The organism is Pseudomonas sp. GD04015 (assembly GCF_029837675.1).
Taxonomy (GTDB): domain Bacteria; phylum Pseudomonadota; class Gammaproteobacteria; order Pseudomonadales; family Pseudomonadaceae; genus Aquipseudomonas; species Aquipseudomonas paralcaligenes.
Genome location: NZ_JAOEEE010000003.1, coordinates 71,559 through 88,389, shown reverse-complemented (window position 1 = coordinate 88,389; position 16,831 = coordinate 71,559). Strand labels below are relative to the sequence as shown.

Here is a 16,831-nt window from a genome sequence, read left to right as displayed (position 1 = left end):
TCAGGTCATATCCGGCCAGTGGCGGACGAGCAGGACATGAGCAAACCCCTGACCCTGCATTCGGAACTCGTGCCGATCACCTACGCCGAGGCGCTGCTGCAGCTCGCCGGCGAGTTCGGCGTCGCCCGCGAGCACCTGCTGTCCGTCGCCGGGCTGCGTGCGGAGCTGCTGCACAATCCGACCGGCAGGCTCTCTCTCGCCGACTTTCATCAACTGGCCGGCGCCGCGCTGTCGCTCTGCGACGAGCCGGCATTGGGCCTGCTGCTCGGGCTGCGCCTGAACGCCTCGACCCACGGGATTCTCGGCTATGCCCTGCTGTCCAGCGCCAACCTGGGCCGCGCCGTGCAGTTCGCGCTCAAGTACTACCGGGTGCTGGGCCTGACCTTCGATCTGGAACTGGTGGAAAGCGCGGACTGGCTGGAGCTGCGCGCCAGCGAGTCGATCCCGCTCGGCATGCTCGGCCGGTTCGCCGCCGAGGGCCTGTTCGGCAGCCTGTATGCCATCGCCCAGTTCCTCCTGGGCGAGCGGCCGATGGGCATCGAGGTCGGCTTCACCTTCCCCGCGCCGGGGCACGCCGAGCGCTATCTGGAGGCCTTCGCCGTGCAGCCTCAGTTCGACCAGCCCTGGCACTGGTTCCGCCTGCCACGCCACTACCTGAACCGGCCCATGGCCCTGGCCAATCCGGCCACCATGCAGATGTGCGAGCAGCAGTGCGAGGCCCTGCTGGCCACCCTGGATGTGCAGGAAGGATTGCTCAGCCGCCTGCGGCGCCTGTTGCTGGCGCGCCCCGGCGACTTTCCCAGCCTGGACAGCGCCGCCCAGGCGCTGCACACCAGCGGCCGCAGCCTGCGTCGCCATCTGGCGGCGGCCGGCACCAGCTACCAGCAGGTGCTCGACGAAGTGCGCAAGCGGCTGGCCCTGCAGTATCTGGAGACCACCCACCTGCCGCTGTTCGAGATCGCCCAGTTGCTGGGCTTCAGCGATCCGTCCAACTTCCGCCGGGCCTTTCTCAAGTGGACGGGCAAGGCGCCCAGCCATTATCGAGCCGGGTAGGGCGGGGAGAATCGGGGGAGGGGGAGAGAGTTGGAGCCCCGCCAGGGCGGGGCTCCGCTGCGGTTACAGGCGCAGGCCGCCGTCCAGCTCGAGGATGCGACCGGTGTAGTAGTCGTTTTCCAGGATGTAGGCCACCGAGTGGGCGATCTCGGCCGGCTTGCCCATGCGGCGCAGCGGGATGCCGGAGGTCATCTTCTCCAGGGCTTCCGGCTTCATGCCGCCGGTCATCTCGGTCTCGATGAAGCCAGGAGCGACGCCGGCCACGCGGATGCCGTAGCGCGCCAGTTCCTTGGCCCATACCACGGTGTCGGCGGCGACGCCGGCCTTGGCCGCGGAGTAGTTGGCCTGGCCCATGTTGCCGGCGCGTGAGATGGAGGAGATGTTGACGATCGCGCCCTGGTTCTTCAGCTCGATCATCTTCGCCGCCACTTCGCGGGTGCACAGGAACACGCCGGTCAGGTTGACGTCGATCACAGACTGCCACTGGGCCAGGCTCATCTTGGTCATCTCGCCGTCCTTGACCTTGATGGTCAGGCCGTCGCGCAGGATGCCGGCGTTGTTGACCAGGCCGTTGATGGCGCCGAAGTCCTCGGCCACCTGGGCGACCATGTGGGTCACCTGCTCCTCGTTGGCCACGTTGCACAGGTAGGCGCGGGCGTCGCCGCCGGCGGCCTTGCAGGCGGCCACGGCTTCGTCCAGCTTCTCCTGGTTCAGGTCGACCAGCGCCAGCCGGGCGCCGCGCGCGGCCAGGTACTCGCCCATGGCGCGGCCCAGGCCCTGGCAGCCGCCGGTGATGATGATGACTTTGTCTTTGAGTTCCATAACACTACTCCTCGAAGGTCTGGCAGATGGCCTCGCTGGCGCCACGGTTATTCCGGGCGCCTTTCCGTTTTGTTTTCGACGAATTCTCAGCGAGGAGTCATAAATTGAGCATGACGGCGGAAAAGAATGCCCGAGAATTGCTGCTCAAGGAATACCGGGGCGTGCTTTCCACCCATTCCAAGAGCATGCCGGGCTTCCCTTTCGGATCGGTGGTGCCCTATTGCCTGGATGGGCAGGGTCGACCACTGATCCTGATCAGCCGCATCGCCCAGCACACTCACAACCTGCAGAAGGATGCCAAGTGTTCGCTGCTGGTTGGCGAACGTGGCGCCGAGGACGTGCAGGCCGCCGGGCGCCTGACCCTGCTGGCCGAGGCCCGGCAGTTGCAAGCGCCGGCCGATATCGAGGCCGCCGCCGAGCGCTACTACCGCTATTTCCCCGAGTCGCGCGACTATCATAGCGCCCATGACTTCGATTTCTGGGTGCTGGAGCCGGTGCGCTGTCGTTTCATCGGCGGCTTCGGCGCCATCCACTGGCTGCAGGATGTGAACCTGGCCAACCCGCACGCGGGCGAAGCCGAGCGCGGCATGGTCGAACACATGAACGACGACCACGCCAGCGCCATCGCCCATTACGTACAGCTGGCCGGCCTGCCGGACCACGAGCCGGCGCGACTGGTCGGCATCGACAACGAGGGTTTCCACCTGCGTATCGGCAAGGCGCTCCACTGGCTGGCCTTTCCAACATCCTGTAACAACCCGGGTGCCGTGCGCCAGGCCCTGGTACTGCTGGCTCGCGCCGAGACCTGGCCGACCGTCGGGCCGGTTTCAGGTTGAATTCAGCCTGCGGCCCCATACTTCCTCCCTATCGGAAGCCGTTCTTCCGCCAAGGACTCTGCGATGCGCGCTTTTCTCTTTCTGTTCCTGCTGTTCCCGATCATTGAGCTGGCCGTGCTGATCAAGGTCGGCAGCGCCATCGGCGTGCTGCCCACCCTGCTGCTGGTCATCGGCACGGCGGTGCTCGGCAGCATCCTGCTGCGGGTGGCCGGTGTCGCCACCGCCTGGCGTGCGCGCGAGAAGCTGGCGCGCGGCGAGATGCCCGAGCAGGAGATGTTCGAGGGGCTGCTGATCGCCGTAGGTGGCGGCCTGCTGCTGCTGCCGGGCCTCATCAGCGACGTGTTCGGCCTGCTCTGCCTGATTCCCTTCACCCGTCGCCTGATGATCGGCCGCCTGCAGCGCCGTGCCCAGGAGCAGGCTCTGCGCCAGCGTGCCTTCTTCGATGATCCCCAGGCGCAGTCCGGCCAGACCCATCCGCACGTGATCGAGGGCGAGTACCAGCGCCGCGATTGAGGCCCATCGGTGCGCACCGCGCACCCGGCGGCCATAAAATTTTTCACCGTCCGCCCTTGAAATACCCTTGAGCGCCCCTATCTAGCGTTCACCGCAAGGTTTCTGCCGCTTCGGTGGAACACTTTTCCGCGGTGCGCCCCGAGCGTGCCGCAATCCGGCCCCGCCGGACATTGCCTAAACCCGCCGGCGCAGTCGCCGGCCAGTGAAAACAACTGACTCAGGAGAGATCGACAATGAAGCTTCGTCCTCTGCATGACCGCGTCGTCATCCGTCGTAGCGAAGAAGAGACCAAGACCGCTGGCGGCATCGTGCTGCCGGGTTCGGCCGCCGAGAAGCCGAACCAGGGTGAAGTCGTCGCCGTCGGTACCGGCAAGGTTCTGGACAACGGCGAAGTCCGTCCGCTGGCCGTCAAGGTCGGTGACAAGGTGGTGTTCGGCCCGTACTCCGGCAGCAACACCGTCAAGGTCGACGGCGAAGACCTGCTGGTGATGGGCGAGCATGAAATCCTCGCCGTCGTCGAAGCCTGATCCCCGCGAATCTCCGTTTAACCAAGAATTGAGGAACAACCACCATGGCTGCTAAAGAAGTCAAATTCGGCGATTCCGCTCGCAAGAAGATGCTGGTCGGCGTCAACGTCCTGGCCGACGCGGTAAAAGCGACCCTCGGCCCGAAAGGCCGCAACGTGGTCCTGGACCGCAGCTTCGGCGCTCCGCTGATCACCAAGGACGGCGTCTCTGTCGCCAAGGAGATCGAGCTGAAGGACAAGTTCGAGAACATGGGCGCCCAGCTGGTCAAGGACGTCGCCTCCAAGGCCAACGACGCCGCCGGTGACGGCACCACCACCGCCACCGTTCTGGCCCAGGCCATCGTCAACGAAGGCCTGAAATCCGTCGCCGCCGGCATGAACCCGATGGACCTCAAGCGCGGCATCGACAAGGCCACCGCGGCCATCGTCGCCCAGCTGAAGGAGCTGTCCAAGCCGTGCGCCGACACCAAGGCCATCGCCCAGGTAGGCACCATCTCCGCCAACTCCGACAACTCCATCGGCGACATCATCGCCGAGGCCATGGAGAAGGTCGGCAAGGAAGGCGTGATCACCGTTGAAGAAGGCTCGGGCCTGGAAAACGAACTGTCCGTCGTCGAAGGCATGCAGTTCGACCGTGGCTACCTGTCCCCGTACTTCATCAACAAGCCGGACACCATGGTCGCCGAGCTGGAAGGCCCGCTGCTGCTGCTGGTGGACAAGAAGATCTCCAACATCCGCGAACTGCTGCCGGTGCTGGAAGCCGTCGCCAAGTCCGGTCGTCCGCTGCTGATCGTCGCCGAAGACGTGGAAGGCGAAGCCCTGGCCACTCTGGTGGTCAACAACATGCGTGGCATCGTCAAGGTCGCGGCCGTCAAGGCTCCGGGCTTCGGCGACCGTCGCAAGGCCATGCTGCAGGACATCGCCATCCTGACCGGCGGTACCGTGATTTCCGAGGAAGTCGGCCTGTCGCTGGAAGGCGCCACCCTGGAGCACCTGGGTAACGCCAAGCGCGTCGTGCTGAACAAGGAAAACACCACCATCATCGACGGTGCCGGCGCTCAGGCTGACATCGAGGCTCGTGTTGCGCAGATCCGCAAGCAGGTCGAAGAGACCTCTTCCGACTACGACAAGGAGAAGCTGCAAGAGCGTCTGGCCAAGCTGGCCGGTGGTGTTGCCGTGATCAAGGTCGGCGCTGCCACCGAAGTCGAGATGAAAGAGAAGAAGGCCCGTGTCGAAGACGCCCTGCACGCGACCCGCGCCGCAGTGGAAGAAGGCGTGGTGCCTGGCGGCGGTGTCGCCCTGGTACGTGCCCTGCAAGCCATCGACGGCCTGAAGGGCGACAATGAGGATCAGGACGTCGGTATCGCCCTGCTGCGTCGCGCCGTCGAGTCTCCGCTGCGCCAGATCGTCGCTAACGCCGGCGGCGAGCCGAGCGTGGTGGTCGACAAGGTGAAGAGCGGTTCCGGCAACTACGGCTTCAACGCTGCCACCGACACCTATGGCGACATGATCGAGATGGGCATCCTGGACCCGGCCAAGGTCACCCGTTCCGCCCTGCAGGCTGCTGCCTCCATCGGCGGTCTGATGATCACCACCGAGGCGATGGTCGCCGACATCCCGGAAGACAAGGCCGCTCCGGCCATGCCTGACATGGGCGGCATGGGTGGCATGGGCGGCATGATGTAAGCCGACCAGCTCCCCGAGCTGAAACGAAAAAGCCCCGCCTGGTTCCAGGCGGGGCTTTTCTTTTGGTATGTCCCGTTGGTTGCTGCACACCTTGTGGGAGAGGATTTATCCGCGAATGTCGCGGCCAATCGGAATGTCGCGCCGCTCCCACATAAAGCAGGATTGCGCCAGCAACACGTAACGGGGACATGTGGGCCATGTGTGCCCATGGAGCGATGTGGTGTGGGGGCGCCACACCGGGGCTGTGTGCAGGCTTGCCGGTGCGCGTGGCGCACCCTACAGGACAAGTGGGGCTACTGCTCGCCCTTCAGGGCGTGGGAGAGGCCCACCATCAGCAGCAGCAGGTTGTCGCCGTTCACGTCGGCCGCGGCAAGGCTGCCGTGGCGGGTGGAAACCGCCGGACATTGCTGCTTGGCACAGCTGATGGCGTCCAGCACCTGCGGGCCAGGCTCCTGCCAGGCCGCCGCGGCCAGGGCGGTGACGCCAAGGGCACCTACGAGGAACATACCTCGAGCGATTTCTAGTTTCATTCAAGCAACCCCTTGAAAGCACTGCCAAGCACTGCACAGAAAACGCTAGAACACGGTGGACTGGTGCGCCGTTCGGGCAGACGAACGGTAGAGTCGCGTTCAGGGTGGAAATGGGAGCGATTCACACTGCCGGGCGAATATGACAGAACGAGGTGTGGGGCGGAACTTTTTCCGTCAGACGGTGTGTCCGCCCATCAGGGTAACCTGGAACCGGCAGCCCCTCGGTTCGGCGTCCGACAGCTCCACGCTCCAGCCCTGGTTCTCGCAGATCCGCTGCACCAGCGACAGGCCCAGGCCGAGTCCTTCTCCCCGGGCCGAGCCGCCGCGCACGAAGGGCTGGAACATCGCCTCGCGCTCGGCGGCGGGGATGCCCACGCCACTGTCCTCGACCACGAAGCCCTGCTCGTCCAGGCGCAGGCTGATGCGTCCATGCTCGGTGTAGTGCAGCGCGTTGCGCAGCAGGTTGCCCAGCACCGACTTCAGCAGCGGTGCGTTGTAGCGCTGATCGCCGGTCCGCTCCGGCTGGTAGTCGAAGGACAGTCCCTTGGCCTCGATGGCCGGCCGCCATTGCGCGACCAGGTCGTCGGCGACCTCGCCCAGGGTGCCTCGGAGCGTGCCGCCGGCATCTTCCTGGCGCGCACGGGCCAGGGTCAGGAAGGTCTGCACCAGACCGCGCATTTCTTCGCAGGCGTTGGCGATGCGCTGCACCTGGGTCCTGCCGCGGTTGTCCAGGCAGGAGCTTTCCAGCAGCAGTTCGCAGGAGCTGGCCAGCACCATGAGAGGTGTGCGCAGCTCATGGCTGACGTCGCTGGTGAACAGCCGCTCGCGCATCAGCGCGCGGCGCAGCAGCCCTAGCGTGGTATCGAAGGAGGCGGCGAGCTGGCCCACCTCGTCGCTGGCGTAGTCCTTCGCCAGTCGCGGGGCTTCATCCAGCAGCTGTTCGGGCGCACGTACCTGGCGTGACAGCCGGACCACCGGCTCGATGACCTTGCGTGCCAGCAGCCAGCCGAGCAGGCCGGACAGGGCGAGGCTGATCAGGAAGCCCACCTGGACCACGGCGAACAGCAACTGCTCGCGGTCCTCGAAGCCGCTCTGGTCCTGCAGCAGCACGTAGCGGCGACCGTCGACGACCTGCACGAATCCATGGAATGCCTTGTCGCCGCGGAATACCTCGTGGAACCCCAGCGACAGCCCCTGCAGGTCCGGTGGCAGGGCGAAGTCGCCCTGGCCACCGCTGAAGTAGAAGAGCTGGCCCGGTTCCGGCTCGTGGCGCCAGTCGGAAATGCTCTCCATCTTCAGGAAACGCCCGAGGTCGCCGCTCAGCTCCTGGGAGATCAGCCGCTCCTCGACCTGGTGGACGGTCTCGACGATGCCGAAGGCGAAGGTGCCGCCGACCAGGGCCGTCATCAGCACGAAGGCGATGACGATGCGCCGCGAAAGGCTCTGCCTAAACTCCATTGCCCGGTTCCGCGAGTCGGTAGCCGACGCCGTGCACGGTCTGCAGCAGCGCCTGGGGGAAGGGTTTGTCGATCACCTGGCGCAACTGGTGCACATGGCTGCGCAGGCTGTCGCTGTCCGGGCAGTCGTCGCCCCAGAGCGCCTCTTCCAGCACCTCGCGGCGCACCACGTGCGGACTCTTCTGCATCAGCAGCGCGAGCAGCTTGAGGCCCACCGGGTTCAGCTTGAGGTGCTTGTCGGCGCGGGTGATCTCCAGGGTGTCGAGGTCGTAGCTGAGGTCGCCCACCTGCAGCAGCCGCTTGCCGCCGCCCAGGCTGCGGCGCAGCACCGCCTCGATGCGCGCGGCCAGTTCGGAGAGGGCGAAGGGCTTGATCAGGTAGTCGTCGGCACCCGCCTGGAAACCCTGCAGCCGGTCGTTCAGCTGGTCGCGGGCGGTGAGCATGATCACCGGCGTGTCGCGCCGCGCTTCTTCGCGCAGGCGCCGGCAGAGGGTGTAGCCGTCGATGCCGGGCAGCATGATGTCCAGCACCAGCAGGTCGTAGTGCTCGCTGCTGGCCAGGCGCAGCCCGGACAGGCCGTCCTGGGCGCAGTCCACGGTGTAGCCCTTGATCTGCAGGTAGTCGGCCATGTTGGCCAGGATGTCGCGGTTGTCCTCGACCAGGAGGATGCGCATGGAAAGCTCCTTCGGCAGGCAGCCGGCAAAGGTGGCGCAAAGATACCCCGAGCCATCGCCGTTCGGCAGCAATTGACGGCTTTTTCACACCCTAGGCAGCGGACGCGCGGCGCATGAAAAAAGCCGATGCCGGTTTGCGCCGGCATCGGCTTTCGAGTGGCTATGTCCCCGTTAGTTGTTGCATGCCTTGTGGGAGCGGATTTATCCGCGAATTTCGCGGCCAATCGGAATGCCGCCCAGCCGCTCCCACAAGAGCAGAATAACGGGTACATAGCCTTTCGAGCCGCCGGGGGAGGGCGGCTCAGTGGGCCGGTACGGCCGCCGGCGCCTTGTCCGGGCTGGCCAGCAGGGTGTACACGCAGGGCAGCACGAACAGGGTGAACAGGGTGCCGATGGACATGCCGGTGGCGATCACCAGGCCGATGTCGAAGCGGCTCACCGCGCCCGCGCCGGTGGCGAGGATCAGCGGCACCATGCCGAACACCATGGCGGCGGTGGTCATCAGCACCGGGCGCAGACGGATCGACGCGGCTTCCTCGATCGCGTCGCGCACCGACAGGCCCTTGTCGCGGCGCAGCTGGTTGGCGAACTCGACGATCAGGATGCCGTGCTTGCTGATCAGGCCGATCAGCGTCACCAGGCCCACCTGGGTGTAGATGTTCATGCTGGAGAAGCCGAGGAAGATCGGGATCAGCGCGCCGCAGATCGACAGCGGCACGGTCACCAGGATCACCAGCGGGTCGCGGAAGCTCTCGAACTGCGCCGCCAGCACCAGGAAGATGATCGCCATCGCCAGGGCGAAGGTGACGTACAGCGCGCTACCCTCCTGAATGTACTGGCGCGAGGCGCCGGCGTAGTCGAAGGTGTAGCCGCGCGGTGCCTCCTTCTGGGCGATCTGCGCCACGGTCTCCACCGCCTCGCCCATGCTGACGATCGGCACGCCCTCGATGATCGCCGCGTTGAGCTGCTGGAACTGCTTGAGCTTGGTCGGCCGGGCGCGATCACTGACCTTGATCAGGGTGCCCAGCGGCACCATCTCGCCGCTCTCGCTCTTGACGTAGTAGTTGCTCAGCCAGCCCGGGTTGTCCCGGTAGGGCCGCTCGACCTGGGCGATCACCTTGTAGCTGCGACCGTCGATGGTGAAGCGGTTGATCTCGCCCTCGCCGAGCAGGATGGCCAGGGTGGCGCCCAGGTCCTGCATCGACACGCCCATCTGCGCGGCCTTGGCGCGGTCGATATCGACCACCACCTCGGGCTTGTCGAACGCCAGGTCGACGTTGAGGAAGGCGAACTTGCCGGACTCCATGGCCTGCTGCTTGACCCGCTCGGTCACCTGCAGCAGCGACTCGTAGTCGTTCGGCGTGTTGATCACGAACTGGAACGGCAGGCCCTCGCCGGTGCCCGGCAGCGACGGCAGGTTGAAGCCGAAGATCTGCAGGCCGGGGATATCGTTGAGTTTGGCCTGGACCTCCGGCAGCAGCTCCATCTGGGTGCGGTCGCGCTCGCCCCAGGGCGTCAGCAGGAAGCCGCCGATGCCGGACTGCACGCCGTCGAAGCCGTTGATCTGGAAGGACGAGTAGTACTCGGGGAACTCCTTGAAGATCTTCACGAACTGGTCGGTGTAGGCGTTCATGTAGTCCAGGTTGGTCGGCTGCGGCGCGTTGGCGAACAGGAACACGATGCCCTGGTCCTCTTCCGGCGCCAGTTCGCTGTGGGTGAACTTGAGAAAGATGGGGATCAGGCACATGACGATCACGCCGAACACGATCACCACCGGGCGGGTGTTGAGGGTGCCGTGCAGGGCCTTCTGGTAGCGGTGCTTGAGCTTGTCGAAGATCATGTCCAGCTTGTGCGCCAGGCCCGAGGGATTTTCCTCGTGGCGCAGCAGCTTGGAGCACATCATCGGCGACAGGGTCAGGGCGACCACGCCGGAGATCACCACCGCGCCCGCCAGGGTCAGGGCGAACTCCTTGAACAGCGCGCCGGTCAGGCCCTCGAGGAAGCCAATGGGGGCGTATACCGCGGCCAGGGTGATGGTCATCGAGATCACCGGCACGGCGATCTCGCGGGCGCCCTCGATGGCGGCATCGAACGGCGTCTTGCCCTCCTCGATGTGGCGGTGGATGTTCTCCACCACGACGATGGCGTCGTCCACCACCAGGCCGATGGCCAGGACCATCGCCAGCAGCGTCAGCAGGTTGATCGAGTAGCCCATCAGCTGCATGAAGAACAGCACGCCGATCATCGACAGCGGGATGGTGATCACCGGGATCAGCACCGAGCGGAAGGCGCCGAGGAACAGGAACACCACCACGATGACGATCAGCACCGCCTCGACCAGGGTCTTCACCACCTCGTCGATGGAGGCGCGGATGAATTCGGTGGCGTCGTAGGCGATGGACACCTTGAGGTTCGGCGGCAGCTGTGCCTCCAGCTCCGGCAGGGCCTCGCGCACGTGCTTGATCACGTCCAGCGGGTTGGCGCTGGGCGTGCCCTTGATGGCGATGTACACGGACGGGATGCCGTCGAAGGAGCTGATCGAGTCGTAGTTCTCCGCGCCCATCTCCACCCGGGCGATGTCGCGCACCAGCACGCGGCTGTCGCCGGAGGTCTTCACCGGGATGGCGGCGAAGGCCTCGGCCGACTTGAGGTCGGTGGTGGCGTTGATGCTGGTGACCACGTACTCGCCCTTCACCTCGCCGGCCGCGGCCAGGAAGTTGTAGCGCTGCACGGCGCTGGTCACATCCACGGCGGTGATGCCGTAGGCGGCCATCTTCACCGGGTCCAGCCACAGGCGCATGGCGAACACCTGGTTGCCGAGGATCTCGGCCTCGGCCATGCCGGGCAGGGTGGCCAGCTTGGGCTGGATCACCCGCGACAGGTAGTCGGTGATCTGCGGGTTGGACAGCTCGTCGCTGTAGAAGCTGACATACATCAGCGCCGAGGCGTCGGCCGCCTCCTTGGACAGCACCGGGTCCTCGGCGTCCTGCGGCAGCTGGTTCTTCACCTCGTTGGCCTTGGCCAGCAGTTCGGTGAACAGCCGGTCGGTGTCGGCGCCGATGCGCGCGTAGATCGAGATGACCGACACGTTCTGCTGGCTGGCCGAGGTCATGTAGTCGATGCCTTCGGCGCTGGCCAGGCTCTGCTGCAGCGGCTGGGTGATGTAGCCCTGGATGGTCTCGGCGTTGGCGCCCGGGTAGGCGGTGGTCACCGTGATCAGGGCGTTTTCCATCTGCGGGTACTGGCGGATCACCAGTTTGCTGAAGGCCTGGAAGCCCAGCAGGATGATCAGCAGGCTGACCACGGTGGCGAGCACCGGGCGCCGGATGAACGGATCTGTGAAAGCCATAGCGGATTCCTTGGCGTCGGGCCTTACTGCCCGGCGCTGGCTTGTTTGTGCTTGGTCAGGGACGAATCATCGGCGACGACCACATGGGCACCGTTGTCCAGCTTGAGCTGGCCGGCGGTGACCACCTGCTCGCCTGCCTCGAGGCCCTTGAGGACCAGCACGATGCCGTCGCGGCGTTCGCCGGTCTCGACGAAGCGGCGTTCGACCACCAGCTGGGCCTGGCCCTTGTCGTCCTTCACCACGGCGCCCTTGTCGTCCTTCTTCTCGTCGATCACGTACACCGAGTTGCCGTAGAGGGTGTAGGTGATGGCGGTTTCCGGCACCACCACCTGGGTCTTCTCACCCGGCAGCAGTACCTCGAGGTTGGCGAACATGCCCGGTAGCAGCTTGTTGTCCGGGTTCGGCAGCATGGCGCGGACCTGCAGGTTGCGGGTGCTTTCCTCGACCTTGGGGTTGATGGCGCCGATCTCGCCCTCGAACACTTCGCCGGGGTAGGCCGCCACGCTGATGCGCACGCGCTGGCCGATAGCCAGTTGCGGCACGGCCTGTTCCGGCAGGTAGAAGTCGACGAACAGGGTGCTCAGGTCCTGCAGGGTGGCGATGACGGTGCCTGACGACAGGAAGTCGCCCACGTCCACCTGGCGGATGCCGATGGTGCCGGCGAAGGGCGCGTTGATGCGCTTCTTGGCCAGCATGGCCTTGAGCTGGGCGACGCTGGCGTCGGCCTTCTGCAGCTCGGAGGCCAGGCGGTCGAACTCGCTCTTGGAGATGGCCTGGCGCTTGACCAGGTTCTGCCCGCGCTCGAACTCCACCCGCGCCAGCTTCAGCTCGGCCTCGGAGGTGGCCAGGCTGGCCTGCTCCACGGCGCTGTCCATCTGGATCAGCGGCTGGCCCTGGCTGACCTTCTCGCCGGAGCGGAACAGCATGTCGCGTACGGTGCCGCTGACTTCCACGGTCAGGTCGACGCCCTGGAACGCCTTGAGCGTGCCGATGGCGGGCAGGCGGCTCTGCCAGGCCTTTTCCTCGGCGAGGGCGGCGGACACGCTGATGGCCGGCTGCGGCGCCGTGAACATCTGGATCTGCTGGTAGATGGAGAAGCCTTTGTAGGCGGCGAGGGCGAGCACCACGACGAGTACCACGCCCAGCATGATGAGCATGCGGCGGAGCAACATATTCCGTTTCCTTGGCAAGGCAGAGAGGGGCCTGGGAATAGGCGAAGCAGGCACCTTAGTGCGACTTGTCCACCAAGTCAAAAGCCGGGAATTGCAAATCATTGCCCTGGCATCATGGCGCAACGCACTGTCGCGCAAACCGCACGGATGGGCGTGAAACCGGTACGTCCCTGTACCTGTTTCTAGGGATCAGGCGCCCAGGCGGCGGGTCACCTGGTTCAGCTCGTCGGAGAGGTCGTGCAGGTTCTGCCCGGCGGCCCGGGTGCGCTCGACGTTGTCCTGGTTGGCACTGGCGATGGCGGTGATCTCGGTGAGGTTGCGCGAGATGTCCTCGGCCACCGAGGTCTGCTCCTCGGCGGCGGTGGCGATCTGCCGGTTCATGTCGCGGATCGCTTCCACCGCGCCGGTGATGCGTTCCAGCATCGCGCCGGCCTCGGTGACCTGGGCCAGGCCCTCCTCGCTGCGGCTGCGACCGCTCTCGATGGCGCGTACCGCATTGAGCGCGCCGGACTGCACCGTGTCGATGATCTGGTGGATCTCGGCGGTCGACTCGGCGGTGCGCTGGGCCAGGGTGCGCACCTCGTCGGCCACCACGGCGAAGCCGCGGCCCTGCTCGCCGGCGCGGGCCGCCTCGATGGCCGCGTTGAGCGCCAGCAGGTTGGTCTGCTCGGCGATGCCGCGGATCACTTCCAGCACCTTGCCGATGCGGCCGCTGTCGCTCTCCAGCTGGCGGATCACCTCGGCGGTGTTGGCGATCTCGCCGCGCATGCCGGTGATGGTCTGGATGGTGGACGTCATCACCTGCCCGCCCTGGCGCGCGGAGTCGTCGGCGTCGTTGGCAGCGTGGGCCGCCTCGGCGGCGTGGCGCGCCACTTCCTGGGCGGTGGCGGACATCTCGTGCATGGCGGTGGCGACCTGGTCGGTGCGCTCGAACTGCTCGTTGACGCCCTCGGTCATGCGCGCGGCGATGCCGTTCAGCTCGCCGCTGGCGGTATTCAGGTTGCCGCTGCTCAGGCGCAGGCTCTCGGTGGTGCTGGCGAGGAAGTCGCGCAGGGTGTTCGCGGCCCTGGCCAGCAGGCCCAGCTCGTCCTTGCGCGCCACTTCCACCCGCTGGCCGAAGCGGCCCTGGCTGAGTTCGTCGACGTGGCTGATCAGGTGGCGGATCGGGATGATCAGGTGGCGGTTGACCAGCCACAGGCTGAACAGGGCGATGACGATGCTGGCACCGAGCATGATCAGGGTGCCGAGCAGGATGGTGCGGTCGGCGCTGGCGTTGATCTGCCCGGCCTGCTCGATGCTCTGCTCGCGCAGCTGGTCGACCAGGGCGGTCATCTGCTCGCTGGTGGCGCGGTCGATGCCCTTGACGGCCTCGTCGCCGACCGTGGCATCGCCGTTGGCGGCGACGAAGGCGTCGCGGCCCTTGCGGTAGTTGGCGCCGAGGGTCTGGTGTTCGCTGCGCAGGCGGTCCACCTGGCCTTTCAGGTTGCGGTCGTCGGCGGTCAGGGTCGAGAGCTGGCCGAGGATGTCCTGTACCTTGCGTTCCTGGGCCTCGAACTGGCCCCAGTAGCGGGACAGGTTACCGCTGTCCTGGCCGCGCAGTAGGACGTTCTTCCATTCCTGCACCTGGATCTTGAATTCGACGTTGGTCGCGTCGATCAGGCGGGCGGCCTGCAGTGGTCCGTCGAGCAGGCCCCGGTAGGATTGCATGCCGCTGGAAAGGAAGCTGAAGCAGGCCAGGGCGGTGACCAGGATCAGCGCCAGGCTGCCGCCGAGCAGGGCGAGGATCTGCGCGCGCAATGATTTTTGCAGGAACATCGGGATATGCCTCTGGGGAGTGGTGTGCCCGGGCGCCCGGATGGGCGTCGGAACTGTGGATATCCCTATCACCCGGCCGTTGCAGGCCGGCGACACCGCGCCGTCTGGCGCGGGTGCGAACGCGATGTGCAGTATAGGTCGGCCGCGCGCTGCCGGCCTTGAGCCATTTTGTCGCCTGGCCTTGCGGCGGGAGCAAGGTGCGCCGGGGGGAGCGCCCGGCTGCCGTGGCGGTCAGCCGTTCAGGCGAGGCGCAGGTGGTTGTCCCACAGGCCCGCCGGCAGCTCCAGGTGACGGACGGCGACCCGTTCGCCACGGCAATCGTACACGCGGCAGCGACTCTGCCCGGAGGTGACCACGAAGCCCTCGGCAACCGCGCCGACGCCCGCGCAGTCCGCCAGCGGCGCGTCGAGCAGCAGCTCGGCGCTGTCCAGGTGCCAGATGAAGAAGCGGTTGCCGCGCGGCGCGGTCAGCGCCACCAGGCGCAGCTCGTCGTGGATGGCCAGGCTGGCGGTGTACTGGTTCATCACCAGGCGCTGGGCCTCGCCCAGGGGGAAGGGCTGGAACGGCTGGCCCGGGCGCTTGATGGCGAGCAGCGGCACGGCGTCCTGCGGGTCGCCCTCGTACTGCTGGCCGGAGACGATGGTGCCGTCGCTGGCCACGGCCAGGTGGCGCACGCTGTTCATCTGCTGGGGCAGGGTTTCCTTGCTGATCAGCGTGCCGTCGCGGTGCATCAGCACCAGGCTCGGCTCCATGGCGTCCAGGTTCATCATCACCCGGCTGTCGGCCTCGGTGCGGATGCCGCCGTTGGCCACCACCAGTTCCTCGCCGCCGGGCATCCACAGCAACTGGTGCGGACCGAGGCCGTGGGTGGAGCGCTCGGCGACCCGCTGCAGGCGTTCGCCCTGCATCTGGTACACCCCGAGCACGCCGCGGCCCGGTTCGCGAGTGTCGTTCTCGGTGCTGTAGAACCACTCGCCGCTCTTGTGGAACACGCCGTGGCCGTAGAAGTGGCGCTCGGGCGGCGAGTCCAGGGTCTGCAGGAGGCGGCCGTCGCGGGTATCGACCAGATAGCTCTCGCGGCTCGGCCGACGGCCGACGAACACCGCCAGCGGCAGGCTGGGGTGGGGCACCACGTCGTGGCAGCGTTCGGCCACCCGGGTGGCGAACGCCTTGCTGCCGTCCAGGCGGTAACCCACGGCGTAGTGATTGCCGTCGCCATCGTCACGGGCCGACAGCAGCAGCGGCTGGTGGCCGTTGTCGATCAGCTTCCAGCCACCGAAGGCGCCGGCGGCCAGGGCCAGGCCGCCGAGGCCGAGAAAGGCTCTGCGTTTCATTCAGTCACCGTCGTTGGCGTTGAAGCCCAGCTGTACGCCGAGGATCTTGGCCACTTCGCCGCCCTGCAGGCGGTGCAGCACGTTGAGGTTGTCGTAGAAGGCGTTCAGCTCGGCGAGGCCGGCCTGGTCGGCGAGCAGTTCGCCCAGTGGGCGCTGCAGGTTGGCCAGTTGCTGGCGGGTGGCGGCGTACTGCTGGTCGATGCGCTCGACCAGTTCCTTGTGCTCGTCGCCCAGCAGCTGGCGCACGCCGTCCTTGTCCGCGCCCAGCCACATGCGCTCGGCGCTGGCCAGGGTGGCGGCGAGGCTGGAGAGGCTGGCGTTGCTGCGCCAGAACTCGGCCTGGTAGGGCTGGGGCAGGCTCTTGGCCTGGCGGCCCAGGGCGGCGCCGAGCTTCTTCTTCAGGGTGTCGATGGCGTTGATCTGGGCGCGCATCAGTTCCGCCATGGCCTCGGGCGCGTCGGCGTAGCGGGCGTTGGGGAACGCCTTGAGCTGGGCGGCCATGCCGTCCTTGGCCTGCCACTGCTCCAGCACGGTGCCGGAGAGCTGCTGCTGGTGCTCGCCGATGGCGGTCAGCAGCGGGCAGTAGCGGGTCTTCTGCTCGGGGTTGGAGAGGTCGATGGCGGCATCGAACAACACGTACTCGTAGGCCGTCAGCCCCTGCACCACCACGCTGGCCTTTTCCACGTCGGCCTGGGTCAGCTGCGGCTTGCTTTTCAGCAGCGCCTCGACCTGGCGCTGCACCAGGTTCTTCTTGTCCGGCCAGAACTGCACCTGCCAGGCGCGGTTGCCCTCGGCGAGCGGGCCGACGTTCAGCGGCTGCAGCGCGGCCCAGCTGGCGACGTCGGTGAGGAAGGCCTGCTGCGCGGCGCCCAGGTCCTGGTCGCCGGCGCAGAATGCCTTGGCGCTCTCGGCCAGCTTCTGGCTGGACTGCTGCCAGGCGCCGTAGGCGGGCAGCAGCACGCCGTCGGCCAGGGCCGCACTGGTGCTCTGTTGCGGGTCTTGCGGGCCGCAGGCGGAAAGACCCAGGGCAAGCAGGGCGATGGCGAAGGGCGAACGGGTCATGC

Annotated in this window: 14 protein-coding genes; 5 read left to right on the top strand and 9 right to left on the bottom strand. The window is 66.6% G+C overall.

The window, feature by feature from the left end; all coding sequences use genetic code 11:
* Positions 1-36: 36 nt before the first annotated feature.
* Positions 37-1,053, top strand: coding sequence for an AraC family transcriptional regulator (locus tag N7640_RS03340; RefSeq protein WP_279905419.1), 1,017 nt, complete (start codon positions 37-39; stop codon positions 1,051-1,053).
* A gap of 63 nt (positions 1,054-1,116) precedes the next feature.
* Here N7640_RS03340 and N7640_RS03335 read toward each other — a convergent pair whose 3' ends face one another.
* Entirely contained in the window at positions 1,117-1,875 is a 759-nt protein-coding gene (locus N7640_RS03335) for an SDR family oxidoreductase (protein ID WP_279905420.1), read from the bottom strand.
* A 104-nt stretch (positions 1,876-1,979) separates the two neighbouring features.
* Here N7640_RS03335 and N7640_RS03330 point away from each other — a divergent pair, with 104 nt between their 5' ends.
* The 4 genes from N7640_RS03330 to groL all read left to right on the top strand — a co-directional run bounded on the left by N7640_RS03330 (position 1,980) and on the right by groL (position 5,436).
* Entirely contained in the window at positions 1,980-2,711 is a 732-nt protein-coding gene (locus N7640_RS03330; RefSeq protein ID WP_279905421.1) for a HugZ family protein, read from the top strand.
* A gap of 63 nt (positions 2,712-2,774) precedes the next feature.
* Positions 2,775-3,224, top strand: a complete 450-nt coding sequence (locus N7640_RS03325; RefSeq protein WP_279905422.1) for an FxsA family protein — start codon at positions 2,775-2,777, stop codon at positions 3,222-3,224.
* A gap of 233 nt (positions 3,225-3,457) precedes the next feature.
* Positions 3,458-3,751, top strand: a complete 294-nt coding sequence (locus tag N7640_RS03320) for a co-chaperone GroES (protein ID WP_220812898.1) — start codon at positions 3,458-3,460, stop codon at positions 3,749-3,751.
* Between the two features lie 44 nt (positions 3,752-3,795).
* Positions 3,796-5,436: a chaperonin GroEL gene (gene groL / locus N7640_RS03315; protein WP_220812897.1), complete on the top strand. Its 1,641-nt coding sequence runs from the start codon at positions 3,796-3,798 to the stop codon at positions 5,434-5,436.
* Positions 5,437-5,729: 293 nt separating this feature from the next.
* On the opposite strand, the gene N7640_RS03310 is transcribed toward groL, so the two are convergent.
* The 8 genes from N7640_RS03310 to N7640_RS03275 form a co-directional block, all read right to left on the bottom strand.
* The gene (locus N7640_RS03310; RefSeq protein WP_220812896.1) at positions 5,730-5,966 is read right to left on the bottom strand and encodes a hypothetical protein; all 237 of its coding nucleotides are present in this window, start codon (positions 5,964-5,966) and stop codon (positions 5,730-5,732) included.
* Positions 5,967-6,140: 174 nt separating this feature from the next.
* Complete coding sequence (locus N7640_RS03305) at positions 6,141-7,424, bottom strand: HAMP domain-containing sensor histidine kinase (RefSeq protein ID WP_279905423.1); 1,284 nt, start codon at positions 7,422-7,424, stop codon at positions 6,141-6,143.
* Complete coding sequence (locus N7640_RS03300; RefSeq protein WP_279905424.1) at positions 7,414-8,097, bottom strand: response regulator transcription factor; 684 nt, start codon at positions 8,095-8,097, stop codon at positions 7,414-7,416. Before N7640_RS03300 ends, N7640_RS03305 begins: the two co-directional genes overlap by 11 nt.
* Before the next feature lie 301 nt (positions 8,098-8,398).
* Positions 8,399-11,446 carry a multidrug efflux RND transporter permease subunit gene (locus N7640_RS03295; RefSeq protein WP_279905425.1) on the bottom strand — a complete coding sequence of 1,016 codons (3,048 nt, stop codon included), beginning with the start codon at positions 11,444-11,446 and terminating at the stop codon, positions 8,399-8,401.
* Positions 11,447-11,469: 23 nt separating this feature from the next.
* On the bottom strand, positions 11,470-12,618 hold the full coding sequence (locus N7640_RS03290; protein WP_279905426.1) for an efflux RND transporter periplasmic adaptor subunit: 1,149 nt from the start codon (positions 12,616-12,618) through the stop codon (positions 11,470-11,472).
* 189 nt (positions 12,619-12,807) lie between these two features.
* A complete protein-coding gene (locus tag N7640_RS03285; RefSeq protein WP_279905427.1) occupies positions 12,808-14,433 on the bottom strand; it encodes a methyl-accepting chemotaxis protein in 1,626 nt (541 codons plus the stop codon).
* A gap of 239 nt (positions 14,434-14,672) precedes the next feature.
* Positions 14,673-15,767: a DUF1513 domain-containing protein gene (locus N7640_RS03280; protein ID WP_279905428.1), complete on the bottom strand. Its 1,095-nt coding sequence runs from the start codon at positions 15,765-15,767 to the stop codon at positions 14,673-14,675.
* Positions 15,768-16,829 carry an imelysin family protein gene (locus tag N7640_RS03275; protein WP_220812889.1) on the bottom strand — a complete coding sequence of 354 codons (1,062 nt, stop codon included), beginning with the start codon at positions 16,827-16,829 and terminating at the stop codon, positions 15,768-15,770.
* Positions 16,830-16,831: the final 2 nt, after the last annotated feature.